At 66.7% G+C, this 26,590-nt stretch carries 24 protein-coding genes; 10 read left to right on the top strand and 14 right to left on the bottom strand.

What is annotated here, in order from left to right; genetic code table 11:
• Positions 1 to 26: 26 nt before the first annotated feature.
• From ACSHZY_RS09285 to ACSHZY_RS09255, 7 genes are all read left to right on the top strand, one after another.
• Positions 27 to 1,193 carry a fumarylacetoacetate hydrolase family protein gene (locus tag ACSHZY_RS09285; protein ID WP_435168390.1) on the top strand — a complete coding sequence of 389 codons (1,167 nt, stop codon included), beginning with the start codon at positions 27 to 29 and terminating at the stop codon, positions 1,191 to 1,193.
• 1 nt (position 1,194) lies between these two features.
• Positions 1,195 to 1,731, top strand: a complete 537-nt coding sequence (locus ACSHZY_RS09280; RefSeq protein WP_435168388.1) for a TRAP transporter small permease — start codon at positions 1,195 to 1,197, stop codon at positions 1,729 to 1,731.
• Positions 1,728 to 3,005 (top strand): TRAP transporter large permease, encoded by a 1,278-nt coding sequence (locus ACSHZY_RS09275; RefSeq protein WP_435168387.1) that lies wholly within the window; start codon positions 1,728 to 1,730, stop codon positions 3,003 to 3,005. The genes ACSHZY_RS09280 and ACSHZY_RS09275 overlap by 4 nt, the downstream gene beginning before the upstream one ends.
• Positions 3,006 to 3,030: 25 nt before the next feature.
• On the top strand, positions 3,031 to 4,044 hold the full coding sequence (locus ACSHZY_RS09270; RefSeq protein ID WP_435168386.1) for a DctP family TRAP transporter solute-binding subunit: 1,014 nt from the start codon (positions 3,031 to 3,033) through the stop codon (positions 4,042 to 4,044).
• A 21-nt stretch (positions 4,045 to 4,065) separates the two neighbouring features.
• Positions 4,066 to 4,935, top strand: a complete 870-nt coding sequence (locus ACSHZY_RS09265; RefSeq protein WP_435168384.1) for a DMT family transporter — start codon at positions 4,066 to 4,068, stop codon at positions 4,933 to 4,935.
• Positions 4,936 to 4,952: 17 nt separating this feature from the next.
• Positions 4,953 to 5,735 (top strand): SDR family oxidoreductase, encoded by a 783-nt coding sequence (locus tag ACSHZY_RS09260; RefSeq protein ID WP_435168382.1) that lies wholly within the window; start codon positions 4,953 to 4,955, stop codon positions 5,733 to 5,735.
• A gap of 364 nt (positions 5,736 to 6,099) precedes the next feature.
• Positions 6,100 to 6,924: a glycosyltransferase gene (locus ACSHZY_RS09255; RefSeq protein ID WP_435168380.1), complete on the top strand. Its 825-nt coding sequence runs from the start codon at positions 6,100 to 6,102 to the stop codon at positions 6,922 to 6,924.
• A gap of 32 nt (positions 6,925 to 6,956) precedes the next feature.
• Here the strand turns inward: ACSHZY_RS09255 and ACSHZY_RS09250 are convergent, their stop codons facing one another.
• From ACSHZY_RS09250 to ACSHZY_RS09195, 12 genes are all read right to left on the bottom strand, one after another.
• A complete protein-coding gene (locus ACSHZY_RS09250) occupies positions 6,957 to 7,895 on the bottom strand; it encodes a nucleoside hydrolase (RefSeq protein ID WP_435168379.1) in 939 nt (312 codons plus the stop codon).
• Between the two features lie 115 nt (positions 7,896 to 8,010).
• Positions 8,011 to 8,922: an alpha/beta hydrolase gene (locus tag ACSHZY_RS09245; RefSeq protein WP_435168377.1), complete on the bottom strand. Its 912-nt coding sequence runs from the start codon at positions 8,920 to 8,922 to the stop codon at positions 8,011 to 8,013.
• Between the two features lie 15 nt (positions 8,923 to 8,937).
• Positions 8,938 to 10,377 (bottom strand): hypothetical protein, encoded by a 1,440-nt coding sequence (locus ACSHZY_RS09240; RefSeq protein ID WP_435168375.1) that lies wholly within the window; start codon positions 10,375 to 10,377, stop codon positions 8,938 to 8,940.
• An 8-nt stretch (positions 10,378 to 10,385) separates the two neighbouring features.
• A complete protein-coding gene (locus ACSHZY_RS09235; RefSeq protein ID WP_435168373.1) occupies positions 10,386 to 11,540 on the bottom strand; it encodes a hypothetical protein in 1,155 nt (384 codons plus the stop codon).
• On the bottom strand, positions 11,540 to 12,865 hold the full coding sequence (locus ACSHZY_RS09230; protein WP_435168371.1) for a DUF3131 domain-containing protein: 1,326 nt from the start codon (positions 12,863 to 12,865) through the stop codon (positions 11,540 to 11,542). Before ACSHZY_RS09230 ends, ACSHZY_RS09235 begins: the two co-directional genes overlap by 1 nt.
• Positions 12,862 to 14,709, bottom strand: coding sequence for a glycosyltransferase family 2 protein (locus ACSHZY_RS09225; RefSeq protein WP_435168369.1), 1,848 nt, complete (start codon positions 14,707 to 14,709; stop codon positions 12,862 to 12,864). The genes ACSHZY_RS09230 and ACSHZY_RS09225 overlap by 4 nt, the downstream gene beginning before the upstream one ends.
• A gap of 4 nt (positions 14,710 to 14,713) precedes the next feature.
• Positions 14,714 to 15,874: an acyltransferase gene (locus ACSHZY_RS09220; RefSeq protein ID WP_435168367.1), complete on the bottom strand. Its 1,161-nt coding sequence runs from the start codon at positions 15,872 to 15,874 to the stop codon at positions 14,714 to 14,716.
• On the bottom strand, positions 15,871 to 17,694 hold the full coding sequence (locus ACSHZY_RS09215; protein WP_435168365.1) for a DUF3131 domain-containing protein: 1,824 nt from the start codon (positions 17,692 to 17,694) through the stop codon (positions 15,871 to 15,873). The genes ACSHZY_RS09220 and ACSHZY_RS09215 overlap by 4 nt, the downstream gene beginning before the upstream one ends.
• 21 nt (positions 17,695 to 17,715) lie before the next feature.
• A complete protein-coding gene (locus tag ACSHZY_RS09210) occupies positions 17,716 to 20,631 on the bottom strand; it encodes an ATP-binding protein (RefSeq protein WP_435168363.1) in 2,916 nt (971 codons plus the stop codon).
• Between the two features lie 4 nt (positions 20,632 to 20,635).
• The gene (locus tag ACSHZY_RS09205) at positions 20,636 to 21,040 is read right to left on the bottom strand and encodes an ATP-binding protein (protein ID WP_435168362.1); all 405 of its coding nucleotides are present in this window, start codon (positions 21,038 to 21,040) and stop codon (positions 20,636 to 20,638) included.
• Position 21,041: 1 nt separating this feature from the next.
• Positions 21,042 to 21,383, bottom strand: a complete 342-nt coding sequence (locus tag ACSHZY_RS09200; protein ID WP_435168360.1) for an STAS domain-containing protein — start codon at positions 21,381 to 21,383, stop codon at positions 21,042 to 21,044.
• On the bottom strand, positions 21,380 to 22,552 hold the full coding sequence (locus ACSHZY_RS09195; protein WP_435168358.1) for a PP2C family protein-serine/threonine phosphatase: 1,173 nt from the start codon (positions 22,550 to 22,552) through the stop codon (positions 21,380 to 21,382). The genes ACSHZY_RS09200 and ACSHZY_RS09195 overlap by 4 nt, the downstream gene beginning before the upstream one ends.
• 388 nt (positions 22,553 to 22,940) lie before the next feature.
• Between ACSHZY_RS09195 and ACSHZY_RS09190 the strand changes: the two genes are divergently transcribed.
• From ACSHZY_RS09190 to ACSHZY_RS09180, 3 genes are all read left to right on the top strand, one after another.
• The gene (locus tag ACSHZY_RS09190) at positions 22,941 to 23,393 is read left to right on the top strand and encodes a DUF2243 domain-containing protein (RefSeq protein ID WP_435168356.1); all 453 of its coding nucleotides are present in this window, start codon (positions 22,941 to 22,943) and stop codon (positions 23,391 to 23,393) included.
• Complete coding sequence (locus ACSHZY_RS09185; RefSeq protein WP_435168355.1) at positions 23,380 to 24,162, top strand: cytochrome c oxidase assembly protein; 783 nt, start codon at positions 23,380 to 23,382, stop codon at positions 24,160 to 24,162. Before ACSHZY_RS09190 ends, ACSHZY_RS09185 begins: the two co-directional genes overlap by 14 nt.
• A gap of 86 nt (positions 24,163 to 24,248) precedes the next feature.
• Positions 24,249 to 24,938 (top strand): superoxide dismutase, encoded by a 690-nt coding sequence (locus tag ACSHZY_RS09180; RefSeq protein ID WP_435168353.1) that lies wholly within the window; start codon positions 24,249 to 24,251, stop codon positions 24,936 to 24,938.
• A gap of 225 nt (positions 24,939 to 25,163) precedes the next feature.
• Here the strand turns inward: ACSHZY_RS09180 and ACSHZY_RS09175 are convergent, their stop codons facing one another.
• On the bottom strand, positions 25,164 to 26,108 hold the full coding sequence (locus ACSHZY_RS09175; RefSeq protein WP_435168351.1) for a Rad52/Rad22 family DNA repair protein: 945 nt from the start codon (positions 26,106 to 26,108) through the stop codon (positions 25,164 to 25,166).
• Positions 26,108 to 26,590 carry a siphovirus Gp157 family protein gene (locus ACSHZY_RS09170; protein WP_435168349.1) on the bottom strand — a complete coding sequence of 161 codons (483 nt, stop codon included), beginning with the start codon at positions 26,588 to 26,590 and terminating at the stop codon, positions 26,108 to 26,110. The genes ACSHZY_RS09175 and ACSHZY_RS09170 overlap by 1 nt, the downstream gene beginning before the upstream one ends.

Raw genomic sequence — 26,590 nt, 5'->3', positions numbered from 1 at the left:
GCGCCGTCACATGAGGGAGGGGCAAGGTGGCTTCACGGCAGCCTTTGAACGCGTCCGCGCTTTTGCCGGAGGATGCGGAGCGTGCGACATTGCTGGGCCGGGTCTGGTCGACCGTGCAGGGCGGGCCATGCCCCGTGATCCTGCGGGGGGGCCATGTGTTCGACCTGACCGGCCTTTCCGCCACCATGTCGGGGCTTCTGGAACGCACGGACCTGCGCGCGGCGCTTGTCACGCGTGACCTGCCGGACCTTGGCCCGCTTCAGGCGTTTCTGGACGGGTCTGCCGGGCACCTTCTGGCGCCCGTCGACCTTCACGCGATCAAGGCCGCAGGCGTCACCTTTGCCGACAGCATGCTGGAACGCGTGATCGAGGAACAGGCCCGTGGCGACAGCACCCGCGCGAACGAGGTGCGGGCGCGGCTGGCCCCCGTGATCGGGGAAAACCTGCGCGGAGTGCAGGCCGGATCCGACAAGGCCCGCCAGATCAAGGCGCTGCTGCAGGACATGGGCCTCTGGTCCCAGTATCTGGAGGTGGGCATCGGCCCGGATGCCGAGATCTTCACCAAGGCGCAGCCGATGTCGGCGGTGGGATGCGGCGACATGGTCGGCATCCACCCCATATCGGAATGGAACAACCCCGAGCCGGAGGTGGTCGTCGTCGTCCGGTCCGACGGCACGATCCTGGGCGCCACATTGGGCAACGACGTCAACCTGCGCGACGTCGAGGGCCGCTCGGCCCTGCTGCTGGGCAAGGCCAAGGACAACAACGCCTCCTGCGCCATCGGCCCCTTCCTTCGGCTGTTCGACGACCATTTCACCCACGACGACCTGAACCGCTCCGTCGTCTCCCTCCGGGTGGAGGGGGAGGACGGCTTTGTCATGACCGGCGACAGCGCGATGGAGGCGATCAGCCGGTCGCCCGCCGATCTGGTGGGCCAGCTTCTGAACCGCTCGCACCAGTATCCCGACGGGGCGGTGCTGTTCCTTGGCACGATGTTCGCCCCGGTGAAGGATCGGCGGGGCGCAGGGCAGGGCTTCACGCATGAGGTGGGGGACCGGGTGGAGATCGCTTCGCCCCGTCTGGGCCGGCTGGTCAACTGGGTGGACCGCACCGACCGCTGCCCCGAATGGCGCTTCGGCGTGCGGGAGCTGATGCGCAACCTGATCGGCCGCGACCTTGGCGAAAGGATATAGGATGACCGCACTGGTCCATGCCTTCTTCCGCTTTCTCGACATCCTGCTGGCGCTGCTTCTGGCCGCGATGGCGATCATGGTCTTCGTCAACGTGGTCATGCGCTACACCATGAACTCCGGCCTCGCGGTCTCGGACGAGCTGTCGCGCTTCGCCTTTGTCTGGCTGACCTTCATCGGTGCGGTGGTGGCGCATCACCACCGTCTGCACATGGGGATGGAAACCTTCGTCGCCCGCTTTGGCCGGCGGGGGCGGCTGGTGCTGATGGGGCTGTCGGACGTGATGATCGTGGGCTGCGCCGCCGTGCTGACCCATGGCACCTGGAAGCAGTTGCCCATCAACGCCAGCATGGACGCGCCGGTGTCGGGGCTGTCCATGGCCTGGGTCTACGGCATCGGGCTGTTCACTGGGGCGGGCATCATCCTGATCACCCTGGAACGGCTGGCGCGCCTTCTGACGGGCCGCGTCACCGAGTCCGAGATCCGCAGCTTCTGCGGAGAGATGGACCCCGCCGAGGGTGTGCGTGGAGGTGGCGAATGACGCTTCTGGTCTTCATCGTCTCGCTTCTCGGCTCCATGGCCGTGGGGGTGCCCGTCGCCTTCGCGCTGATCTTCTGCGGCGTGGTGCTGATGTCCTGGATGGGCATGTTCAACACGCAGATCATCGCCCAGAACATGCTGATCGGGGCCGACACCTTCACGCTGCTGGCCATCCCCTTCTTCATCCTGGCGGGAGAGCTGATGAACGCTGGGGGCCTGTCCAAGCGCATCATCGAATTCGCCATCAGTTGCGTCGGCCACATCCGCGGCGGGCTTGGCCTTGTGGCGATCATCGCGGCGGTCATCATGGCCTCCATCTCGGGCTCGGCCGCGGCGGACACGGCGGCACTGGCCGCCATCCTGATCCCGATGATGGCGCGGGCGGGCTACAACGTACCCCGCTCGGCGGGCCTGATCGCGGCGGGGGGCGTGATCGCGCCGGTCATTCCGCCGTCGATGGCCTTCATCATCTTCGGCGTGGCGGCGAACCTCTCCATCTCAAAGCTATTCATGGCGGGGATCGTGCCGGGCGTGCTGATGGGGGTGGTGCTGGTCGTCACCTGGCTGATCGTGGCCCGCAACGACAAGGTGGAAACCCTGCCGCGCGCCAGCTGGACGGAGCGGGGCCGCACCTCGGCCCGGGCCCTCTGGGCGCTGGGAATGCCGGTGATCATCTTGGGCGGCATCAAGCTGGGCGTCGTCACCCCGACCGAGGCGGCGGTGATCGCGGCCTTCTACGCCCTCTTCGTCGGCATGGTCGTCTACCGCGAGCTGAAGCCCCGGGACCTGCCGCATGTGCTGATCGCGGCCGGCCGGACCACGGCGGCGATCATGTTCCTTGTCTGCGCGGCGCTGGTGTCGGCCTGGCTGATCACCGCCGCCAACATCCCCGCCGGCATCGCGGGCTATATCGAGCCGCTGATCGACAACCCGAAGCTGCTGATGCTGGTGATCATGGTGCTGGTCCTGATCGTGGGCACCGCGCTCGACCTGACGCCGACCATCCTGATCCTGACGCCGGTGCTGATGCCCATCATCACGAAGGCGGGGATCGACCCGATCTATTTCGGGGTGATGTTCATCATGAACTGCTGCATCGGACTGCTGACGCCGCCCGTGGGCGTGGTGCTGAACGTCGTCAGCAGCGTGGGACGCGTGCCGCTGGGCAAGGTGATCACGGGCGTCTGGCCGTTCCTGATCGCCGAGGTGCTGGTCTTGCTGCTGCTGGTCCTGTTCCCCGACATCGTCATCGTTCCGGCCAACTGGTTCTACTGAAACAACGAACACTAGGGAGGATACCATGAAACATTCCGCGCTGAAGGCGATCCTGTGCGTCACCACCCTGATGACCGCCACGGGCCCCGCGCTGGCCGAGTTCAAGGAGCGCAGCTTCCGCGTTTCCAACGGCATCAACGAGGATCATCCGGTCAACAACGGCATCCAGGCCATGCAGGCCTGTCTGGACGAAAAGACCGGCGGCAAGATGAAGATGCAGGGCTTCTGGGGCGGCGCGCTGGGGGGCGACCTTCAGGCCACGCAGGCCGTGCGCAGCGGCCTGCAGGAAGCGGTCGTCACCTCGTCTTCGCCGCTTGTCGGGATGCTGCCGGCGCTGGGCGTCTTCGATCTGCCCTTCCTGTTCCGCAGCCCCGAGGAGGCCTACAAGGTCATGGACGGCCCGTTCGGAGAGATGCTGAACGAGAAGCTGGATGCCGTCGGCCTCGTCAACCTCGGCTATTGGGAGAACGGGTTCCGCAACATGTCGAACTCCCAGCGGCCGATCGAGACGTGGGAGGATTTCGAAGGGATGAAGGTCCGCGTGATGCAGAACAACATCTTCCTCGACACCTTCTCCAACTTCGGGGCGAACGCGACGCCCATGTCGTTCGGCGAGGTGTTCTCGGCGCTGGAAACCAAGGCCATCGACGCGCAGGAAAACCCCTACGTGACCATCGACACATCGAAGTTCTACGAGGTGCAGGAGTATATCAGCGAAACGAAGCACGCCTACACGCCGTTCCTGTTCCTGTTCTCCAAGGCGATCTTCAACACCTACGCGCCCGAGGAACAGCAGGCCCTGCGCGATTGCGCGGCTGTCGGGCGCGATGTGGAACGCGAAGCCATCCAGGAACTGAACAAGCAGTCGCTGGAAAAGATGGAAGCCGCCGGCCTGAAGTTCAACACCATCACCCCCGAGGCGCAGGAGGAGATGCTGGAGAAGTCGCAGGTCGTGTATGAAAAGCACAAGGCGGAGATCGGGGCCGACGTGGTGGATCAGGTGCAGCAGATCCTGACCGAACTGCGCGCCGCGAACTGATCCGGCGGGCGGGGCTTCGGAATGTCCGGCAACCATCTCGGGGCCCTGCTGATGCTGCTGGGCATGGCGGCCTTCGCCATGAACGACGCGCTGGGCAAGTGGCTGGTGGCCGATTACGGCGTGGCGCAGGTGATCCTGTTGCGGTCGCTGGCGGCGGGCGTGATGATGGTGCCGTTCCTGCTGCGCGGGGGGCGGGTGGTGGCGCGCCTTCGGTCCGCCCCCCACCCGCGCCTTCAAGCATTGCGCGCCGCCTGCGCCACGGCCGAGGTGTTCCTGTTCTACCTTGCCGTGTCCCACATGCCGCTGGCCGAGGTGATGGCCTTCTGGATGGCCGCGCCGATCTACGTCCTCGCCGTCTCGCCACTGCTGCTGGGGGAACGGGTGGCCGCGGGCACATGGGCGGCGGTGGCGGTGGGTTTTGCGGGCGTGCTGATCCTGCTGACGCCGTCCTTGCAGGTTTCTACCCCCGGGGCGGTGTTCGCCCTGCTGGGTACGGCGGCCTTTGCCGCGATCATGGTCCTTGGCCGGTCCCTGCGCCAAACGCCCGACCGCGATCTGGTGCTGTTCCAGATCGGGGCGGCGGGGCTGGCGGGGCTGCTGCTGGCCCCGCTGGACTGGCAGCCCGTCCGATCTTCGGGCGATCTGGCGCTGCTGTTCCTTCTGGGCATGGTGGCGACCGGGGCGCATGTGCTGGTGACGCGGGCGCTGAAGATGGCCGAAGCGTCGGTGGTGGCGTCCCTGCAATATTCGCTGCTGGTCTGGGGCGCACTGTTCGGCTTTCTTCTGTTCGGCGACGTGCCGGGGAAGGCCACCCTGCTGGGCGCGGCGCTGATCGTGGGGTCAGGCCTGATCGTCCTGCGCCGCAAGCCCGTGGCCCTTCCCGACATCTGAAAAGAAGGCGAATACCGATGGCCCCATATCTTCAGACGCTGTTCGGCCTTCGGGGGCGGCGGGCCCTGATCACCGGATCGTCCCGCGGGATCGGTCAGGCGCTGGCGGGCGGGTTGGCGCGGGCGGGGGCGGCCGTCATCCTGAACGGAACGGATGCGGACCGCCTGGCCGCCGCCGCGAACCAGCTGCGCGACACGGTCCCGGGGGCCGAGGTGACCACGCTGGTTCTGGATGTGACGGATCATCAGGCCGTCCGCACCGCCATCGACCGGACCGAGGCGGAGGTCGGCCCGATCGACATCCTCGTGAACAACGCGGGCATCCAGCACCGAGCCCCCTTGGCCGAGTTTCCGGCCGAGCGGTTCGAGGCGCTGTTGCAGACGAACGTCGCCTCCGTCTTCCATGTGGGTCAGGCGGTGGCGCGGCACATGATCGGGCGAGGGCGGGGCAAGATCATCAACATCGCTTCGGTCCAGACGGCGCTGGCGCGGCCGGGCATCGCGCCCTACACGGCCACGAAGGGGGCGGTGGGCAACCTGACGAAGGGGATGGCCACGGACTGGGCGCGCGTCGGCCTGCAATGCAATGCCATCGCGCCCGGCTATTTCGAAACGCCCCTGAACGCGGCGCTGGTGGCGGATCCGGCCTTCAGCGCATGGCTGGAAGCGCGGACGCCCGCCGGCCGCTGGGGACGGGTGGAGGAGCTGGTGGGTGCCTGCGTCTTCCTGTCCTCGGACGCGTCCGCGTTCGTGAACGGGCATATCCTGTATGTGGACGGGGGGATCACGGCCTCGCTGTGACGCGGGGCAGGGCCGCTTGTGCGGGTCCGGAAAGAGGGGGGGTGGTGGCCAAAGCCACCACCGGTAAGCATGACATCACCGGACAGGGACGATGCCATGTGACACTCGTTAACAACTTGCAACCGATTACACTTGTGGCGGGAATGCGCGTCCTCGTCCAACTAACTTTTGGCCAAGGGGGGGTGCCACGGACATCGCCCGCCTTTTGCGCGGCGGAGCATTTTGCCGAAGTCGCCGTCGCCTTGGTCGGTGATTTCACACATCTTGTGTGTTCCCGCAAAGGAATGCACAAATCTCAGGTTGGTCTTGAACCCCGGGCCCCGGCGCATAAGATGCGCAAGGAACGCGTGAAAGGCTGTGACACATGTATCAGGTTCTCGGCTTGTGTCGCTTCTCGCTTCTGGTGGAGGGCGGGTTCCAGGTGGAACATGATACGCTCGCGGCGCGTCGGGCCATGCTTTACGATCCCGCGCGGCTGGCCCTGCGTTTCGCGTGGTTCGAGGAGGTGTGCCTTCCGTCGCTGCGCCTTCAGACGGACCCTGATTTCACGCTGATCCTGCTGACCGGCGCGGATTTCCCCGACCGGGCGTTGCAACGCTTGCGGCAGGCGACGCAGGACATTCCCCAGATCGTCTTGCGCCAGATCGCCCCCGAACGTCATCGCCCCGCCTGCCGGCGCGTCCTGAAGGCAGAGGTGGATCCCGCCGCGCGCGCGGTGCTGCAGTTCCGTCTGGACGACGATGACGCCGTGTCCATCGACTTCGTGGAACGGCTGCGGGCGGATATGGCGCTGGCGCAGGGGATGCTGGACCGCGACGGGCGCCTGTATCTGGATTACAACCGCGGCTTCACCCTGATGACTCCGCCCGAGGGCCGTCAGATCGCGGCGCAGGTGGCCGACCGCGTAGCGGCGGGGCTGGCCGTCGCGCTGCGGCCGGACGATGGCAGCTGCGTGATGGATTTCGCCCACAACAAGGTCCATCAGGCGATGAACGGGCTGACCTTCACCGACCGCTTCATGTATGTGCGCGGCAAGAATGGCCTGAACGACAGCGCGGGTGGCCAGTTCCGGCACGGGGGTGCGCGGCTGGACATGGATCAGGCCGATTGCGAAGAACAGCTTGCCGCCCGCTTCGGCATCGATCCGGCCCGTTTCGACGCGGCCGTCGCCGCCGCGCAGCCCGCCTGAAGGCAAAGGGGCGACCACCGTCGCCCCGTCGGTCATGCGCGACCGCAGGCCCGTGCGATCCGATCCAGGATCGCCGCCCCGTTTCCGTCAAGCGCCACCCGCTGCGTCGGGCGTCCGTCCCAGCCCGATGGCGCAAAGCCGACGCCATCGGGCTTTTGCAACGTCTGCCCACGGAAGGGGCCATGGTCGCAGACCCGCACGCTGCCGGTTTGCAGGTCGAACAGGTCGGGATCGGTCAGGAAGACGCCGGCCGTGCAATCATGCACCAGCATCCCCGCTTCCCCGTTGCCTTCATAGAAGCTGATGTAATCCTGCGACAGCGCGCCCACCATCCGCATCGCCTCGTCGCCCGTGCGGCACAGCTCGGCCAAGGCCTCGCGCGTCATCACCGTGCGCCGCGTGACGTTCAGGGGAATGGCGGTGACGGTCCAGTCCGCGCCGAAGACGATGTCGGCCGCCAGCGGGTCGCCGAAGATGTTCGCTTCCGCCGCCGGGCTGATGTTGCCATGGGTGCCGAAGGCGCCGCCCATCAGGACCACGTCCTTCACAAGGCCGGCAATTTCCGGCGCCTCGGTCAGTGCAAGGGCGAGGTTGGTCATCCGGCCCACGGCCAGAACCCGCACCTCGCCGGGATGGGCGCGGATCGTGTCGATCAGGAAGCGGACCGCCGTGGAATTGGGGATGTCCGCCACATCGTCCACCGGCAGGTTGCCCAAGCCGTTGTTTCCGTGGATGTGCCACGGGAAGTCTTCCGGCACGGGCACCAGCGCTTCCGCTGCGCCCGCATGCACGGGGGCCGTCACGCCGAAGGCGCGGGTCAGCACGCGCGCGTTGCGAAACGTCATCTCCAGCGGGGCGTTGCCGAAGACGGCGGTCACACCCAGAAGGTCGATGTCCGGGTGACGGGCCAGGTACAGAAGGGCCAGCGCATCGTCCACGCCCGGGTCGGTGTCGAAGATCACCTTATGCATCGGGCAGGCTCCGCGTGGGGATGGCGGGGACGCAGATGGGCATGGGGCAGGCTCCGTTGGGTTGCGCCGCACGTTCTGGCGGATCGGGCGCCGGCTGTAAACGACCAACTGCCTGTCAGTCACGCCGCCGCATGTGGGCGGACAGGAACCGCAGTGCGTCCGGAAGCCCGCTGTCCCAGTAGGACCATTCGTGCCCGCCTTCGCGCACGACGAAGCGATGGGGGATGGACTTGTTCCGCAGTGCAAGATGCAAGGCTGCGTTGCCGTTGAAGAACGGATCCTCCGCTCCGACATCCATCGAAAGGCGGACGTCCTTGGCCACCACCGTTTCCGCCAGCCGCGCGGGGTCTGACGCGCGATAGGCGTCATTCAGGCGCGCTTCCCCTTCCAGCCCTGCGCCGAAGGCCCCTCCGAAACGCAGGTCGAAGGCGGGCTGCTGCATCTGCACCGTGTCGTCATCCGTGCGGAACGCCCCGCTCAGCACCGCCGCCGCGCCGAACCGTTCGGGATGGCGCATGTGATACACGGTCGCCGCGAACCCGCCCATGGAGATGCCAAGAAGGGTCCGGCTCTCGGCCGTGGCGATGGTGGGGTAGAAGCGGTCGATATAGGGGATGAACTCCTTCAGGAACATGTCCTCCCACAGCCAGCCGCCGTCGGCATCGTTCAGGAAGTAGGTGTTGCGCAGGTCGCCATTGGGGCGCCGACCGTCGGGCGCGACGGCGATCACGGGCGGAATCTCTCCCTCGTTGATCATGCGGTCCAGCACGCGGTCCGTCGCCATGAAGCGGAACCAGTCGGCCGGTTGCCCGTCGGCCGCGCCGTGCAGCAGCACGATCACGGGATAGCGCCGTGCGGCCCCATCGAAGCCCGGCGGCAGATAGATCGCATAGCCCACATTCGCGTTCAGGATATGGCTGTGCATGGAGGCGTTTTCCTGGACGCGTCCCGTCTGAGAGAATCCAGTCTGGGCGAAGCCCTGCGGCGCCCAAAGGCACAGGATCAGGATGACGAGCAGGGTCTTCATCGAAACGCTCCCCCTTCAGAAACTGAAGCGATAGGTGACGCGCAGGGCGCCGCTTGCAAGGCCACGGCTGTTGCCCCCACTGTTCCACGGAAAGCGGTTTCCGGCATAGTTCGAATATTCGATCGCCGTGCGGTCGTTGACCGTGTAGCTGGCGGAATACGAATAATCCGGCTGATAGTCGGACTGCGTTCCGGGCGTGTAGACATTTGCCGTGGCGCGGAACGTGAACTTGCCGAAGGCGGTCAGCCCGCAGGAAAAGCCGCCATTGGGGCTTTCGCCCGGCGTCAGGGCCGCAAAGCCCTGGCAGTTCATCTTGCCCAGCGCGTCCCAGCCGGTGATCTTGCCCATGTCCAGCGGCGGCAGGGATTTCGACAAACGAAACCCGCCCTGGCCGAAGGCGCTGACCACGCTTTGCGGCTGACGGGGAAATTCCGCCGAATAGCTGGCATATTGCAGGTTGTAGCCGCCGGGCAGCGGATAGGACAAGGCGTAGGAAAAGCTCGCATCCGAATCCGAACGCTGGCTGGCGATCGGATAGCCCGTCATCGACAGGCGGATGTTCAGGCCCGAAGGGTGGCGATAGCTGCATCCGAACGTGCCCGACAGCTTGCCCACGCGCACGTCGCCGCCCTGCGGGTCCAGATAGGTCAACCCGAGGTTCCCGCTGAGGGTGCAGGTGAACCGGTCCGGCGCGGCGGCGGCCGCGTTGCGCCGTGTCGGGATGGGGGCCTTGGGCGGGGTCGCCTTGTGCACCACGCTGCGCCGATGCGACGCCGCCCGCGCGGGCGAACGGCCGGCCTCCGCGCCGCGCTGAACGATCGGGGGCTTTGCGGCTGTGGCGGCGATCATCGGGGGCACGGGGGCCGGCGGCGCGGGGGCCGGGGGTACGGCGACAGGGCGGGACGGCGCCGCAGGGGTCGGCGGGGTCCAATCCGTCACCACGGCGATGGTCCTGTTCGGGGACGCGTTCAGCATCGGCGGGGCGGTCGCCGAGGGCACGGCAGGCCCCGGAACTGCCGTGGGCGACGTCAGTTCCGATGGGGCAAGCGCGACGGCGGGCGGCACGCCGTTGCGGGCCACCCATGCCTCCATTTCCGCAAGAACGGCGGTGGCGGGCACGGCGGCGGCCGGCGGCGGGGTGACGGGGGTGCAGCCCGTGGCCGCGTCGCAGCGGATCGCCGTGACCGCCCGGCTGAAATTCGGGTGCCGGCTGAGGATCCCGTGCCCGTCGGGAAAGATGCGGTAATACCAGCCGTCCTTTTCCCCCGACTGATAGGTGGACCAGACAAGGGCGCTGGGCGTGTCGATCAGCACTTCCGTCGCCCCCGAGGCAAAGTCGGAGGAGGTGTCGAGAACGCGCGGCCCCGGCGCGTCGGCCAGATCGTCCTGCGCCAGGGCCGGAGGGGCCAGAAGGCAAAGGATCGATGCGGTCAGGCGCAGACTGCGCGGGGTCATTGACGCGCTCAGTCGTCGCAAAGAAGCCGGTCGATCAGCTCCACCGCCTGGGCCACGGCCGACACCTCGACGGGCGCGTCCAGCGCCTCGCGCGCGGCGGCGATCGTGCGGCGGCCCACCTGTCCGTCCGGCGGACCGGGATCGAAACCTTCCTCGGCCAGAAGGCGCTGAAGCCGCTCCATCGGCGTGTCGCCTTCCAGCCCGGCAAGCCGGCCGCAGACGTCCGTGACCACAGGCGCGGGTGCGGGAGGGGGCGCGGGTGCAACTGCAGGCGCGGGAGGGGCGGCCACGGGTGCGGGTGCCACGGCCGGCGCGGCGGTGGGGGCCGGGGTAACCGGAGCGGCCGCCGTGGCGGCCGGAGCGGGCCTGGGCGCAGGAGCGGCGGCCACCCGTGCCGAAGGTGGCGTCGGCGTGCGCGGCGGCAACGGTTGCGGCACGGGCGGCGCGCCATCCGCCGTGGCTGGCGTGGGGGAGCGTGGGGGAAGCGGCTGCGGCACCGGCGCGGCGTCCGACGCCGTGGCTGGTGGCGGGGTGCCTTCGGTTTCTGGCAGCAGCGACGGGCCTGTCACCGCCGGGGGCAGGTTCAGCGGATCGTCGGCGGTGTCGGGCGCTTCCGGTGCGGGGGTCGCCTCGGGCTCGGCGCTGGCCTGCACGGTGGGAATGGCCGCCGGAGGCGTTTCGGGGGCTTTCGGCGGTTCCGGTTCGGGAACCGGCGGCGGTGGCGGTAATGAGACGAGCCATTCGCCCAGCCGTTCCGCCGCCTCCATCGCGCCGCCCTCGGGGGTGCCCTGAGAGGTGTAGGTGCAGGCGCCGGTGGTTGGCAGACAGGTGATGTCGATGCGCCATTCCGTCATCTGCCGGTCCGCCCCAAGGGAGGCGCTGGCGTCGGGGAAGCGGCGGAACCTGTAGGCTTCGAAAGACCCCGTCTGCCAGGGGCCGGAAAACCGGGCCGTCGGCACGTCGGCCTCGCCCAGGGCGATGTCGCCGGAATTCGGGGGTGTCACCAGAAGGTTGCGGGGCGTGCCGGTGGGTGCCGCCTTCGGGGGCGGGGCGGCGGTTTGCGCGGCGGGCGCCTTGGCCGGCGGTTTCGGCGCAGCTGCGTTCTGGGCCGTCGCACCCGACGCGCACAAAAGCACGAAAAGTGTGGCGACCCGGATGTTCATCACCGGCCAACCCCCAGAAGCGGGCCATGGCTGCGGAAGGCCAGCGCGGCCAGCACCACGGCGTTCGTGTTGACGGTGCGGGAGCCGTTCACCTCTCCCGAGCCTTCGTAGATGCCTTCGGCCCAGCCCAGTTCCGGATCGGCCAGCGCGGCGACGCCGTCCACCAATTCGTCCGTGTATTCGGTGTCGAACAGCGCGTCCCATCCGAAGGCCGCCTTGGTGCTGAGGGTGCGGCGGCTGTCCAGACGGTCGCCGGCCAAGGTCAGCACGGCCCAGGACGCGCCGCCGCCCCAGACGGTGGAATAGGCAAAATACGGGGACACGTTGATGTGCCCTTCGGTCACCGCTGTCAGGATGCCGGTCGTGCGATACCGCATTTCCTGCGCGCGATAAACGGCGGAGGCGAGGCGGTGCGAGGTCTGGTCGAAACCGAATTCGAGTCCGTCGAACAGGAACGGCTCGCTGGTGATGAAGGCGGGGACCTGGTTGCGGTTCAGGCGGGTGTCGGCGGGCACCATGACGCCGTCGACGTCGCGGACGGTCAGGTTGTCTTCGACATGCAGGGCCCGCAAGGCGTCCAGCCCGTACATCATCAGGATCTTCGCGCCGTATTGTTCATATCCGACACGACCTTCCTGGTTCTCCACCGTCAGACCCTCCACCACGTTGGAGCCGTTGAGTTGCCCGCCGCGGACCAGCCGCGACAGCTCCCACCGGGAAATCACCGCGTCCACGCGGGCGGCCTGATCGGGATAGTTGCGCTCCACCGCTTCCAGCGACGACAAAAGGCGCGCCATGTCCAGCGCGGACCATCCAAGGCCCACCGCCGTGGGTTCGTTCAGGTAGTTCACCATCTCCAGGCTGCGAACGTCATAGGCCTTGTTGGGCAGGCTGTCCTCGAACAGCGGCAGCCTGGCCAGGCTGTCCAGCGCCCGCGACAGGCGGGCCTCCACCTCGGCGTCGTCGATGATGCCAAGACGGTGGGCCGAGATCATGCCGATCAGGAACGACCCCGTTTCCCACATGGTGGTGGAGGGGTAGTTGTTGGCGGAGTTCGCCAGCCCCGTGTCGGGGTTGATGTTGTTCTGGAAGTATTTCCATGCGATGCGCGCCTGTTCCAGCTGCTCCTCGGTGGCGGCGCCGGGAACGGACAAGGGCATGGGCACATCTTCGATCAGCGAAAGCGGGCTTTCGGGCGGCGGGCGCACGAAGGGGTTGCGCAGAAGGCCCTCCAGATAGAGCACCAGCGCAAGTCCCGCCAGAAGGGCCGCGATGAAGACGATGTGGCTGCGGGCGCGGGCCAGGTTGCGGCGGAACGTGCTCATGCGGTGACCTCCTCAGTCTCGGTCTCAGCCTCAGTATCAGGCTCGGGGTTCCACAGGGCGGCGCGGATCATCCCCGCCATCGCCATGCAGTTGTTGATGCCCCACAGGATGTTCGTGACGACGCCGGTCGTGCTCCAGCTGCCATAGCCCATCAGCAGCCAGGCCAAAGCCCAGACCCCCGACACCAGCGTCAGCACGATCACCGCCAGCTGCGGGCGCACAAGGCGCAGGAAGGTCCCGCTTTGCCGGTCCTTGGGCGTCACGGGGAACGAGATCTTCTGGCCCCTCGCCACGGCCCACAACGCCTTCAGCCCGATGGGGAAGAAGGCGAGGTACGAGGTCTTGCTGGCATAGCCCGCGATCCCCCAGGTGCCCATCATCATCGCCAGTTCCAGCGTGACAAGGAACGGCACCACGTGGACGAAGAAGTCCGCCGTGTAGGCCGACACGGGGGCGATCCCCGTGAACAGATAGATCACGGGCGCCAGCAGGAACACGACGTTCCAGATCGACCCCAGATAGGACCAGAAGGTCGATCCGTACATCAGGCGCTGGGGCAGCGTCAGGCCGCTGCGGAACAGCGGGTTGTCGTGGAACAGGATGTCGAGGCTGCCGCCCGCATACTTGAACCGCTGGATCGTCCAGGACAGCAGGTCCTGCGGGGACAGCATCTTGCTTTCGATGGTGGGGTGCAGGACGGATTTCCAGCCCCGTTCCCGGTCGGCGTGCAGCACGATGGAGGTGTAGATGTCCTCGGACACGTGAAAGCGGTAGGGGGTAAGGACCTCGGCCACCACCGCCTCGGTCCGGATGGCGGACATCAGTTCGGGGGCCACGCTGCGTTCGCGGCTGGCGAGGGTGATCTCCTCCTCGGTCTGGATCACGCGGCGTTCGACGCTGGCGCCGAAGGAACGGAGGGCCGCTTCCATCACGGCCTCGCGCCGGTGAATGGAGCCTGCGCCGCAGCAGAAGGCGGCGTTGGCCCAGTTCCGCCGGCGCAGGATCACGTCATAGAACATCTGCGGGTCGCTGACGAAGGGGTCGGCGCCGAAGGTGATGGTGCCGGTCACGGATTCCACCGCGCGCCCCGTCCAACGGCCAAGGCGGCCAAGGCGACGATCCAGCCGCTGGGTCAGCGTCTCGCCCTCGGGCAGGTCGTAGAACCATTGCGGCGTCTGCACCCAGGCCACGCGCGGATCGCGGAAATGGCCCAGCGTGTGTTGCAGGATCGTGGGGAAGGGCCGCGTGTCGGCGTCGCAGATCACGATGAAATCGCCCGAGGTCTTTTCCATCGCGTTGCGCAGGTTGCCGGCCTTGTAGCCTTCATTCGTGCTGCGGGTGATGTAGCCGACGCCCTCCTCGTCGCACACGGCGCGCATTTCGGGGCGGCGGCCGTCGTCCAGCACGTGGATGCGGATGTCGATGGGGTGGGGATAGGTGACGGCCTTCGCGTCGCGGATTCCCAACCGCACAAGGTCCGGATCCTCGTTATAGGTCGCGAACAGCACGTCGACGGCAAGCGGGCGGCCCGGTTCGGGCGTGGCGGGGTCCGTTTCCTCCACCAGGGCGGGGGGATCGGGCAGCACCACGGGCTGGTCGCGCCACAGGTTGATGACGAACAGGATCAGCCCGACATAGGCCATCGTTTCCGCCATCACGAGCGGGAGGGCGAACCACAGCGCGTCCCAGTTCAGCGAATGCATCCAGCGCCAGTGGATGTACCAGGCGCCGACGACGAGGGCGAGCGTGGCGAGAAACTGCCACGCCATCTCGCGTCCCATGGAATAGGGCAGCGGGGCCGGGGGCTTGCGGTCTTCGAACCGCTGGAAATAGAAGTCCGCCATCGCGTCAGTTCCGCACGCCGGCGCGCCGGTCCCACGGGGTGGGGCCGAGGCCGATGGTCCACGCCAGGAACGGGATCTTCGACAGCCCGTAGGCGATCAGGAACGCGCCGGGCAGGGCGACGATGAAGCGGAAGGTGACGATCATCCACGGCTCGATCGCCGTGAGGCCGGCGCGGTGCATCGCCACGTCATAGAGGTCGATCACCAGCGGATGGATCAGGTAGACGCCGAAGGTGTAGCGGGCGAACCAGCTCCACCTTGGGGACCAGTTGCCGTACTGGCTGGCCATGAAGCACAGGAACACGAACAGGGGCATCAGGAAGTGGCCGTAATAGGCCCAGTTCTGCCGGACGTTCCAGGTGCCGTTGAACAGTGCGGCGCCGAAGAAGGGCAGCGTGGCCATGTAGGCGATGGCGATCATGTAGATCGCGCCCCGGCGCAGCAGGCGGGATTCACCACGCGGGATGCCGTCCTTCCACAGGCCGAACAGGGCGAAGGCGGCCAGGCCATAACCGACATAGCCCAGAACCTTCGTGGCGCGGATGATGTAGTCGCGCAGGTCCGGCTCCAGCCCCAGTCCCCAGATCCAGCCTTGGGCGTATTGCATCGTGCCCAGTGTCGCGATGATCAGAAGGCCGAACATGGGAAAGCGCTGGCCCAGCCGCATCAGCGGGAAGAACAGGAACAGAAGAAACAGCGTGGGCAGGAAGTGCATGTGATACTGCACCTCGCCCAGCACGAAATAGCCCAGCCATTTTTCCGGATCGGCAAGCTGCGCCCAGATGGCCTGCGGATAGCCGAACTCGGTCGCCTTGATCAGCCGGAAGAAGGCGTAGAACAGCGTCCAGACCACGAAGGGCACCAGCAGACGGCGCGCCTGTTCGCGGATCGCCTCGCCATAGGACGGGCGGCGGCGGTCCAGCTTGAACGCCATCAGGAACAGCGAGAAGGTGAAGAACATCTCCGATCCCGACAATTCGGCGAGGGAGCGGAGGAAGACGGGGACGATCCGCTCCATCGGTTCGGCGTCGGGGAAGACGCCGCCCGAGAAGTCGGTGGTGGAATGGATCAGCACCACGCCCACCGCGGCCAGCGCGCGGTTGGCGTCGAACCACACGAGGCGCGGCTTGACGGTGCCGACGGCGGCCATGGTCGCGTCCCTCATTGAGCGGCCTCCGGCTGGGGCGGGGGCGCGGCCGGTGCGATGGCAGGCACGAAGACCGGGTTCGTGGATTGCGTCACCGCGTCCGGCGTCGGGGGCGGGGGCGACAGGGTGGGCGACAAGGGCGGCATCGGGCAGGCCTGCGTCTGGACCGGCAGGGGTTCGGGCGGCGGCACAAGATGGGGCGTGCGCGCGCAGGCGGCGGCGGAGATGCCGGTGGCGGCCACAATGGGACGGCAGAACTCGAACGCGGCGGGGGGAACGTCAGGTTCAAGGGCAGGCTGGGTGCCGCAGTTGCAGCAGGGCGCGGCCACAGCCTTCATCGGGTCGGGCATGCACTTGCGGGCGCGGGTGTCCGCATTCTCGAACGCGGTGTTCCACAGCTGCGTGTTGGTGTTGCGGTATTGCAGGATCGGCCCCTGCACCTTGTACAGCAGGGCGGCCAGGATGATGCCGTTGTTGTTGGCGGTTTCCAGCGGGATGACGCCGTTGCCGTTTTCGTAAAGCCCTTCGTAGAAGCCGCTGTCGGGGGTGGACAGGTCGGCCACGGCGTCGAACAGAAGGTCGGTGTAGGGCGTGTCCCACAAGGCCCACATGCCCACGGCGGCCTTGGCCGCGATGGCCGAACGGTCGGGCTGGTAGACGTCGCTGGGGTCCAGGGTGTTCCACGGATAGCCGTCGGCATAGATCGCGTCGTAAACGAAGAACGGCGCGCCTTCGACTTGGTGTTCGGACCGGGCGGTCAGGATGCCGGTCCGTTCGAACCGGCGCTGCTGAACCAGATAGATGCGGTTGGCGAATTCGGCCCGCCACCCCTGGCTCGCCACGCCGGGCCCACTGTCGCGGTCACCCGGCATGTCCCAGCCCAGTTCCAGCCCGTCCAGCAGATACCCTTCCGTCAGGACGTAGTTCTGGTTGTTGAAGATGCGGGGATCGCGCGCGTCCACCGGCACGTCGATGTCGTAGATGTCCACGAAGGTGTAGGGCCCAGCCTTCAGCGCGGCGTAAGGATCGAAGCCCCACAGCGCGAAGCCCTTGGCCGCGTATTCCTCGTATCCGAGGCGGCCTTCCTGCACGTAGCGCGTCTCTCCCTTGCCCGTCACGATGGAGCCGAACAGCCGGCCATCCTCGTTCGCCATGTTGCAGAAGTTCCAGCGCATCGGGATGTTGTCGATGCCGGCGGCCAGATAGGGGTAGCGTTCCTTCATGATCCGCAGCCAGACCATCAGCCGCCCGATGTCCAGGACGGAGAAGCCGACCTCTCCCGGCTGGTTGGCGTAGTTCACCTTTTCCCCGGTCTGGGTGTTGTACACCTTGTTCGGCAGTTCGCCGCGGAAGAGGTTGAGGTTGCGCAGCGTGTCGATCAGCAGGTTCGCCCGCCGGTCGAATTCGCGCTTGTCGATGATGCCGAGTTCATAGGCGGATACGAGGCCGCTGACATAGGAGGCCGTGTCCCACATCGTCGTGGACGGGTAGGAGCCCACGGCGTTCACGAGGCCGGTCTTTTCCTGGAACCGTTCCACGAAATAGGCCCAGGCGGTTTCGGCCATCTTGCGTTCGCGGTCGGTCAGCGGCCCGCGCCGGCCGATGGGCGTGGTCGTGTCAATGGGCGGGGGGGCTGCGGCCGGCGGGGTGGCGGTTGTCGCGGCCGGGGGCGGGGCCGGATCCTCGTTCAAGGGGGTGGAGGTTTCGGGACTGACAGGTTCGGCCGTGGGCGGCGCGTCGGTCACTCCGCGGTCCTGTGCAAAGGCTGCAGACCAGCCGAAGGTGCAGGCAAGGCAGGTGGCCGCCCCAAGGATGGTCCAGTGCTTCAGCCGGGTCAACGCATTCTGTTGCATAGGTTATCAACCCCCAGTTGTGTTCAAGTGACGTAGAGCCTGCATCACTGTCATCAAGTCAGCGTGGAGACTTAGAAGTGCGGGCCGGTGCGCGGCGGGACCTTCGGCGCGCAGCGACTGTTCCAGCGCGGAAGCGGTGGCCCCCAGGGCCTGCGCGCCGAAGGTGCGCGCCAGACCGGCGACGGAATGGCAGGCGCGGGTCACATCCGCGTCCGGCGCCTGCGGATCCGTCAGCGTGTCGGCGTGGCGGGCCAGATCCGACAGCGCCACCTCGATCAGGCCGAACAACTCCTCGTCCGAGAATTCGGCGCGCAGGTCGTCCAGGCTGAAGGCCGGGGCGGCGGGCGTGGCGGGGGACTGCGCCGCGTGACGGTCCAGGGCCTCCTCCAGCGCCTGCCGACGGATCGGCTTGCTCAGCAGCCCGTCCAAGCCCGCCTCGCGGCAGCGTTCGCCTTCGGCGGGGCCCGCATGGGCGGTCAGTGCCAGGATCGGCACGGCCCGCGACGGGCCCGTGCCTGCGCGAATCCGGCGCGTCGCCTCCAGCCCGTCCATTTCGGGCATGGAGATGTCCATGAGGACGATGTCATAGGCCCGCTGGTCCGCCGCCAGCACCGCCTTGCGGCCATTGTCGACGATGGACACGCGGTGCCCCAGGCGTTCCAGCATGGTGCGCACGACGATCTGGTTGGTGGCGTTGTCCTCGGCCACCAGGATGTCGAGGGGGCGGGCCGTGACGGAGGCCGCGGCCGTCTCAGGCGCCTCGGGCTGGGCAAGGGGGAAGGCCATCTCGATCACGAACTCCGTCCCCTCGCCATAGGTGCTGGAGAAACGGATCGTGCCGCCCATCATCTCGGTCAGGTTGCGGCTGATGGCGAGGCCAAGGCCGGTGCCGCCGAATTTGCGGTTGTAGGTGGCGTCCAGCTGGTTGAACCGTTCGAAGACCAGCGGCTGGCGTTCGGCCGGGATGCCCATGCCGGTGTCGCGCACGCGGAAGACAAGGCGCACCGGATCGCCCGCGCCCCCTTCGGCCAGCGCGACCGACAGCGTGACATGGCCTTCGGCGGTGAACTTGACCGCGTTGCTGATCAGGTTCAGCAGGATCTGGCGCAAGCGGCCGGGATCGCCTTCGACCCAAGGGGGAACACGGGGCCCGATCTCGTGGCGCAGGATCAGCCCCTTCGCCTGGGCCTGGGGCATGTAGAGCGCGACGACCGCCTCGATCAGCAAGGGCAGGTCGAAGGGCGCCTTTTCAAGCTCCATCCGCCCCGCTTCGATCTTGGACATGTCGAGGATGTCGTTCAGGATCGCGAGCAGGGCCTCGGCGCTGGAGCGGGCGATCGCCAGCTGGGTGCGCTGCTCTGCGCTGAGGGGCGTGTCGGACAGCACGCTGAGCATGCCGAGGACGCCGTTCATCGGGGTCCGCAACTCGTGGCTCATGACGGCCAGAAAGTCGCTTTTGGCGGCATTCGCGCGGCGGGCCTCTTCGGCGGCACGGGTGATCGCCTCCTGCTGGGCGACTTCGGTCGTCATGTCGCGCAGGGTGCCGGTCAGCATGATGGGCTGTCCATGGTCGTCATAGCTCATCTCGGCCGCGCCGTGCACGAAGCGCAGCGAGCCGTCGCGGTGGAGCATCCGGCAGCGGATGCTGGTAGGGACGCGCCCGCCCGGGGGGCCACCGTTCGACGAAAGAGCGTGCAGATCCGCCTTCAGCTGCGGCAGATCGTCGGCATGGATGATCTCTTCCACCGGCGGGGGAACGGTTCCGGGTTCAAGACCCAGCATCCGGTACATCTCGTGCGACCAGATGACCTGTCCGGTCTGGACGATGCGGCGGAAACTGCCAAGGCCCGCGATGCGCTGCGCCTCGACCAGGTTGCGTTCGCTTTCGGCCAAGGCGCGCCGGCGGGCCATCTCTTCGGTCACGTCGCGGACGGTGGAGGTCATGAAGACAGGCCGGTTTTCGCCATCCGAGGTGATCTCGGAGATGGAATGCACGTCCACGATCCGGCCATCGGGGCGGCGCAGGCGATAGCTGATCTCACGCTGGGCGGGCCGGCCGCTTTCCGCCGCGCGCTGGGTGGCACGGCGTTCGCTGTCGCGCACCTTGGCCAGATCCTCGGGATGAACCAGCGCCTCGAATTCGGCGCCGGTCATCCGGCCGCCGGGTTCAAGGCCGAAGATGTCGGCCAGACGGTCGGACCATTGCACCTGATCGCGGACGAAGTCCCAACGGAACGATCCGATGCGCGCGATCCGGTGGGCGTCCGACAATTCCTGCGCCGTGGTTTGAAGCGAGTTGCCGGTCCGCTGCAGCCGGCGCCTTTGCAGCATCAGGATGGTCGCCGCCAGCGCCATGATGACCAGCAACAGGCCGGACAGCCACTGCACCGCATCGCGCGTCTTGTTGATGCGGTTGCGTTCCTGCGCCGCGACCGCGCCCAGACGGTGGAACGCTTCGGACACGTAGCGCAGGTAGGGGGCGCTGCGCATGGTGATGGCGTCGGCCACCCGCGACGCGCCGGCACTGGTCAGCGTCCGGTCCGCGGGGGAGGTGGCTTCCTGCAGGCGGACGCGCAGCAGGCGGGCCACCTCCTGCAGGGGGGCGGCGTTGTCGGGAAGCACTTCGGCAACGCCCGGACGGGCCAGGAACACGTTGGTCCGGTGCAGAAGCTGGCGCGCCTGTTCACCCAGAAGCAGCACGTTGCCTTCGCCCCGGAACCAGTCCTCGGACGCGTGCAACGCGTTGTTGTAGCTGAGGTTGAGGTCGAACAGCTCGCTCCGCATGGCGGACACGTCCACCGGTTCCAGTTCCCGGTGCAGCACGAAGGGCGCCGCCAGCACCATCGCCAGGGTCATCATCACAAGGAAGACGACAAAGCCGATGGCGATGCGGAAATCGGAATGCGGACGCGGGGACTTCATCGCGTCACCCTTCGAAGCGCAGGACCAGACGGTTGCATCCGTCTTCCCGGGTGGCGGTGACCCGGTCCGCGCACATGAGGATCAGGCCGATGCCGCGGCCGGATTCCGCCATGGGATCGCCGTCATCCTCGGGCAGCGGTTTCGTGAACAGGTCATCGGGCGGGGCGCGGCCTTCGTCGGTGATCGTCGCCTCGATCCCGCCCTGTGTCTGGTGCAAGGCGACGCCCACCGTCTGGTCGGGCCGCAGGCCGCCGTGGCGGATCACGTTGGTCAGGGCCTCCACCACCGCGATCTCGAACGCGGGCAGCCGGTCTTCGGAAAGAAGCGGTTCCACCTGCGCCGTCAGCCGGGGGGCGATGGCATCGACCTCGGCCAGATCCGGCGGGATGAGGACGCTGAACAGCTGCATGTCAGCCGGCGTTCAGCGCGTCCAGTGCCTGCGCGCGGTCCGGCAGGAACTTGAACACGCGGTCCATGCGGGTGATGCGGAACATCTGCATGACGCTGTCGGCCGGCTGGCAGAGGATGATCTCCCCCCGGTTGCCGACCTTCTTCAGCAGGCCCACCAGCGCCCCGAGGCCGGAGGAATCGACGAAGGACACGTCACCCAGATCGATGACCAGCTTGTCGTAGCCTTGGTCGATCATCTGGGCCACCTCGTCCTTGAAGGCGGTGGCGGTGGCGGCGGTCAGGCGCGGCATGTTCGGATTGACAAGGCAGATGCCCTGTCCGTGGGTGTCGGTGGTGATCACGGGGTTGGTCTCCTCTCCAGTACCAGAACGGTAAGGTCGTCATCCAGCGGGCGGCCATCGCGCCAGTCGGCCAGCGAGGCCGCGACCCGTGCCGGCAGGTCTTCGGTGCGACAGGCGGTTTCACGGGCGACAAGCGCGCCCAGCCGCTCCTCGCCAAAAGCGGTGCCGTTCGCATCCTCCGCCTCGGTCGCGCCGTCAGAGCACAGGACGATCCGTTCGCCGGGCAGCAGACGCAGGGACAGGTTGTGATACTCCGCCGTTTCCCACAGGCCGATGGGGAAGCCGCCGTCGCCGATCAGGCCCACCGTCTGGTCGGGACGCGCCAGCATCGGCATGGGATAGCCGGCCTGGCAGAACACCAGATCGCCCGTCCGTTCGTCCAGCACGCCGGCGAACATCGTCAGATAGGAGTCGTCGTCGGGCTTGTAGAACCGTCCGTTCAGGATCCGCGCAAGCTGGGCGGGGTCGGGCTGGCCGTCCGGGCCGGTTGCATGGGTGGCGAAGTATTCGGAGGTCACCAGATGCCCGAAGGCGACCGAGGTCAATGCGGCCTGTATGCCGTGGCCCGACACGTCGATGGCATAGAACCCGATGCGGTCTGACCCCAGGGTGAAATAACCGAACATGTCACCCGACACGAATGTCGACGGCAGGAACGTCGCGGCAAACCCGTATTCGCCCACGAAGCGCGTGCCCAGCGGCAGCATCCGGCGCTGCGCGCGGGCGGCGGCTTCCAGATCACTGCGGATACGTTCATGCGCCTCGTGAAGGATGCGGGTCTTTTCCTTCATCTGCTGTTCGTGTTCCACCAGCCGCGCGGCGGCGCCGATGCGGACGCGCAGCATGGAGGCGTCGAAGGGCTTTGTCATGAAATCGTCGACGCCGGCTTCCAGCGCGCGCTTGCGATCCTCGTTCTGGCCGCTGCCCGTGATCATGATGATGTGGACGTAACGGTCGAGGCCCCGGGCCCGGATCTCCTGCGTGAGGCGCAGGCCGTTCATCAGCGGCATGTCGAGGTCGCAGACGAGGATCTGCGCCTCGCTCTGCATCAGCAGGGCAAGGGCCTCCTCTCCGTTCGACGCTTCGAGCGCCTGATGACCCAGCTTCGTCATCACGACCGACACGTAGCGGCGCTGTAGGGCGTCGTCATCTGCAACGATGATCAGCATCATGACCCTTGGCGGTGTTCCTTCTAACAATCTATAGTTGCATTGATGTGACCAGACTAGCTTTCGAGGCGCGATGATCTTCGAATGTTCCGGTGGCGCCGCGGCTTATGCGGAAAGGCTGACGTGTCTTGGCCGGGCTTTCGACATGATCGATATACCCCCGCCTTTATTTCTTCATCCCGGCAGGGCCCGTGCGCGTCTCCGCTTGTATTGGGGTTCTTCATTCGGCGCGCAGGGGCTGTGGCTTCTCGGCATCATTGTATAAAATTTTATACGTTTGTGCGAACCTTTCGCCGCAGGTCTGCATCTGACCGATGGGGTGCGTCGTCGCTGTTTCCTTGCTGCCCGCTTCCTGTCAGGATGCGGGTAGCCGTTTTGAGGGAAGCCCATGAATCCAGAACATGCACCAGATCGGCGGCGGTCGATCCTGTCCACGGTCCTGATCGGTGTTGGCATGATGGCTGCGGTCGATGAGATCGTCTTTCACCAGATCCTGGCCTGGCACCATTTCGTGGATCGGTCGACGCCGGCCATCGCGCTGCTGTCGGATGGGCTGCTGCATTCGGCGGAACTGATCTTGCTGGTCCTCGGGTTCTTTCTGCTGTCCGGCCTGCGGAAGACGGGGGCGCTGGTGCGACGGCCGGCCTGGAGCGGGTTCTTCCTCGGGATGGGCGGGTTCCAGCTGTTCGACGGCATCGTGAACCACAAGGTGCTGGGCCTGCACGAGATCCGGTATGTGGAGAACATCTGGATCTACGACCTTCTGTGGAACGGGGCGGCGGTGCTGCTTTTGCTGGTGGGGGCCGTGCTTCTGCGTCAGGGTCGGCATGCATCATCCTGAGGGCGGCGCCGGGCTGTTCCTGCTGTTCACGGTTCTGCCTCTGATGGCGGCGGCGCTGTATTTCGGCGCGACCTTGGCGGATCGGAAGAATGGCAACTGGCCGTGGTATCGGAGCGTGTTCTTCTGTCTCGGTGTGGCGCTGGTTTCGGGTGCAATGTCGCCGCCGATGCAGCATTGGGCGCATCATGATCTGCGCGGGCACATGGCGCAGCACCTCATGCTCGGGATGTTCGCGCCTTTGGGATTGGTGCTCGCGGCGCCCGGGACGCTTTTGTTGCGCAGGCTGCCGGTCGCGGGGGCGCGTCGCGTCGTGGCCTTCCTTGGAACCCGGCCCGTTCGGGTGCTGGTGCATCCTGTGACGGCGGCGGTGCTGGATGTGGGGGGGATGTATGGTCTGTATCTGACCCCGCTCTACACGGCGGCGATGGAGAGTCCGGCGCTTCATTTTCTGCTGCATGTGCATTTCGTGGTCGCGGGGTGCCTGTTCACTTGGGCGGTCGTGGGCCCGGATCCGGCGCCCCACCGACCCGGATGGGCGATGCGGCTGGGATGCCTGTTCGCGGCGATGGCGGCCCATGCGGTGCTGGGCAAGATCATGTTCCTTAGGGGCTATCCCTCGGGGACCGGCGCCGATTTGGCGGAGATCGAGGCCGCCGCGCAATGGATGTATTACGGCGGCGACGTGGCGGAGGTTTTGCTGGCCTGCGCGTTCTTCGCGATGTGGCGGGGCAGGTCGCGCGGTGGCATGGCGCTTTTTGCACGGTCCTGACTCCGTCAGCGGCGTTGTGCCACATCCTGCACAGGGAACGGGTGCGGCCGCCACGGGTTCGTCCTTATCATGAGGAGGAGAACGTCATGTTCCAAAAGACCATCATCGCGACCGTTGTTGCGGCTTGCCCCGTTGTTGCCGCAGCGCAGACACAAGGACCTTTCACGCTTCCGGATCTTCCCTATGCCACGGATGCGCTTGCCCCCGTGATCAGCGCGGAAACGATGGAGCTGCATCACGGCAAGCACCAGAAGGCCTATGTCGACAACCTGAACAAGGCGATTGACGCCGGCGACGCGCCGAAGGAGGCGACGCTGGAGGAGCTTGTCGCGGGGGCAGGGACCTTCACCCCGGCCGTGCGCAACAACGCGGGCGGCCTTTGGAACCACACTTTCTTCTGGGAAACGATGACGCCGGTCGGGCAGACGAAAGAGATGTCGAGCGAACTGTCGGAAGCGATCACGACCTCCTTTGGATCAGATGAGGAGTTTCGGGCCGCCTTCGAAAAGGCAGGCGCGGACCGTTTCGGCTCCGGCTGGGTCTGGCTGATCGTCAACGAGGAGGACGAGCTGGAGATCACCTCCACCCCGAACCAGGACAATCCGCTGATGGACGTCGCCGAGACGCAGGGCGTGCCGCTGATGGGCAACGACGTGTGGGAACACGCCTATTACCTTACCTACAACAACCGCCGGGCCGAGTATCTGAGCGCGTGGTGGGACGTGGTCGACTGGACAAAGGTTTCGGAACGTTACGAGGCGGCGCTGGCCGAGTAAGTCGCGGGGCTGCGGGGGGCGCGGCGTTCCCCGCAGTCCGTTTCGGTCGCAAGGAAGGTCTTGCACCCTGTTTCTGCGCGGTTAAACACCGGTCAGTCTTGGTCTACGGCGGGTGGGCAGGCTATGCACCGGATTGCAAATCCCCGCCCAACCAACTAAATTCCCTTGTATTCCTGTTGAGAAAAGCGCGGGACATAGCGGGAACCATCCGCGAATGTTGCGACGCTATTTCCGCCGTTCCTGAGCCTCTGTCGCCCGCGCTTTCTGCCGGGCCCGTCCCGCGTATCGGGCCACCATTGCGGAGGTCTTGTGGCCGGTGATCGCCATGATCATCTCGTCGCTGCAACCGGCCGCCGCCGGTTCTGCCGCCGCCGAGTAACAAAGCCCGTGCAGGTCGTATGCCTCGGCGCCGATCTGACGACGCACCTCCAGAACCATGTCGGCCGCCCCCCGGTAAGAGGTTGCCTTGCCGGCAGTGCCCCACGCGCAGATCGTCATCCCAATGCGCGGGGTCGCTTTCAGGATATCGGCCAACCGCGGCGTCAGCGGGACCCATAGCTTGGCCTTTGTTTTGCCCTGCTGGACATTGATCCCGTTGCTCTCAATGTCGCTCCACCGCATCTTCAACACGTCGCCAATCCTCTGGCCCGTCCCCAGGCACAGCTCGAAGATCAGCAGCGCACGGCCGGTCGCCACCTTGCGGAACGCATTAATCTTGTCCTGCGGCCATGCTTCCCGAGGATCTGCGTCTGACTTCAGCAGGGAAACTCCCTTGGCCGGATTGCCGAACGTCATCATCGCCCGCTTCATGGCGTCGGTTTCGGCGTCTTTCAGCGTGCTCTCATGAACCTGACCCACATCGCGGTCGATGCCTTGGCCGAAGCCCCATCCGTCGCGGGTGACCGTACGGCCATTCTCCAGCGTGACCGTGACGCGGACGCGGGCCATGTAGTCGACGCGGATCTTACTCGACACGTCGCGCGGCTCGCCTAGCTGGCGGATGTCCAGCGTCTGCCGGTCCCACGCGCCGAAGCCGAAGATGCGGTTCATCTCGGCAATGGCGTGCCAGCCTTCCCCATAGGAGACGCCGGACCCGCCCTGCGTCCGTTGCTTGACGTGTGCGGGGTCCAGCTTGCGGGTGAGCTCGACCGAGGCCTTTTCCCAATCCATCAGAGCACCCGCACGCTGAGGGTGTCTTCGCCGCGCACCAAGTAGGCGCCCGGCACGTCCTCGCCCGCCTCGATCTGCTTGCGGATCGCGGCCTTGTCGGGCGTCCGCGTGACCTTGCAGAGCTGCGTGGGCACGGAAGCATCGTCGTGGATGTGGACGGCCACCGATCCCTGCCGCATGGACAGGGTAGCGAGGGGGCGCTCGACCTTCTTCTGGCCGGTCGCCCGCAGCATCTCGCGCACGGCGGCCTTGTGGGCGTCCCGGCGGCTCTCGATCCTCTGCCGGCGCTTCGCCAGTGCGTCTTCCTGCGACTTGATCGCCTGAGCCAGCGCCTCGTCGGCCTGCATGGCGGCGAGGGACCGGTCCATCAGGTCCAGCACGTCGGTCTGGCTGTCGAGGCTGTCCATGAACAGGTCGCCGTCGTCGCGGTAGGGGTCGAGGAGGGCGGCGATCCGCTCGATCAGCGGGATGTCGATGCGCAT

Origin of the sequence: Falsirhodobacter sp. 1013 (assembly GCF_051195255.1) — a bacterium.
GTDB lineage: Bacteria > Pseudomonadota > Alphaproteobacteria > Rhodobacterales > Rhodobacteraceae > Falsirhodobacter.
Note: the sequence above shows the minus strand (reverse complement) of the source record. Positions and strands in the feature narration are given on the sequence as shown.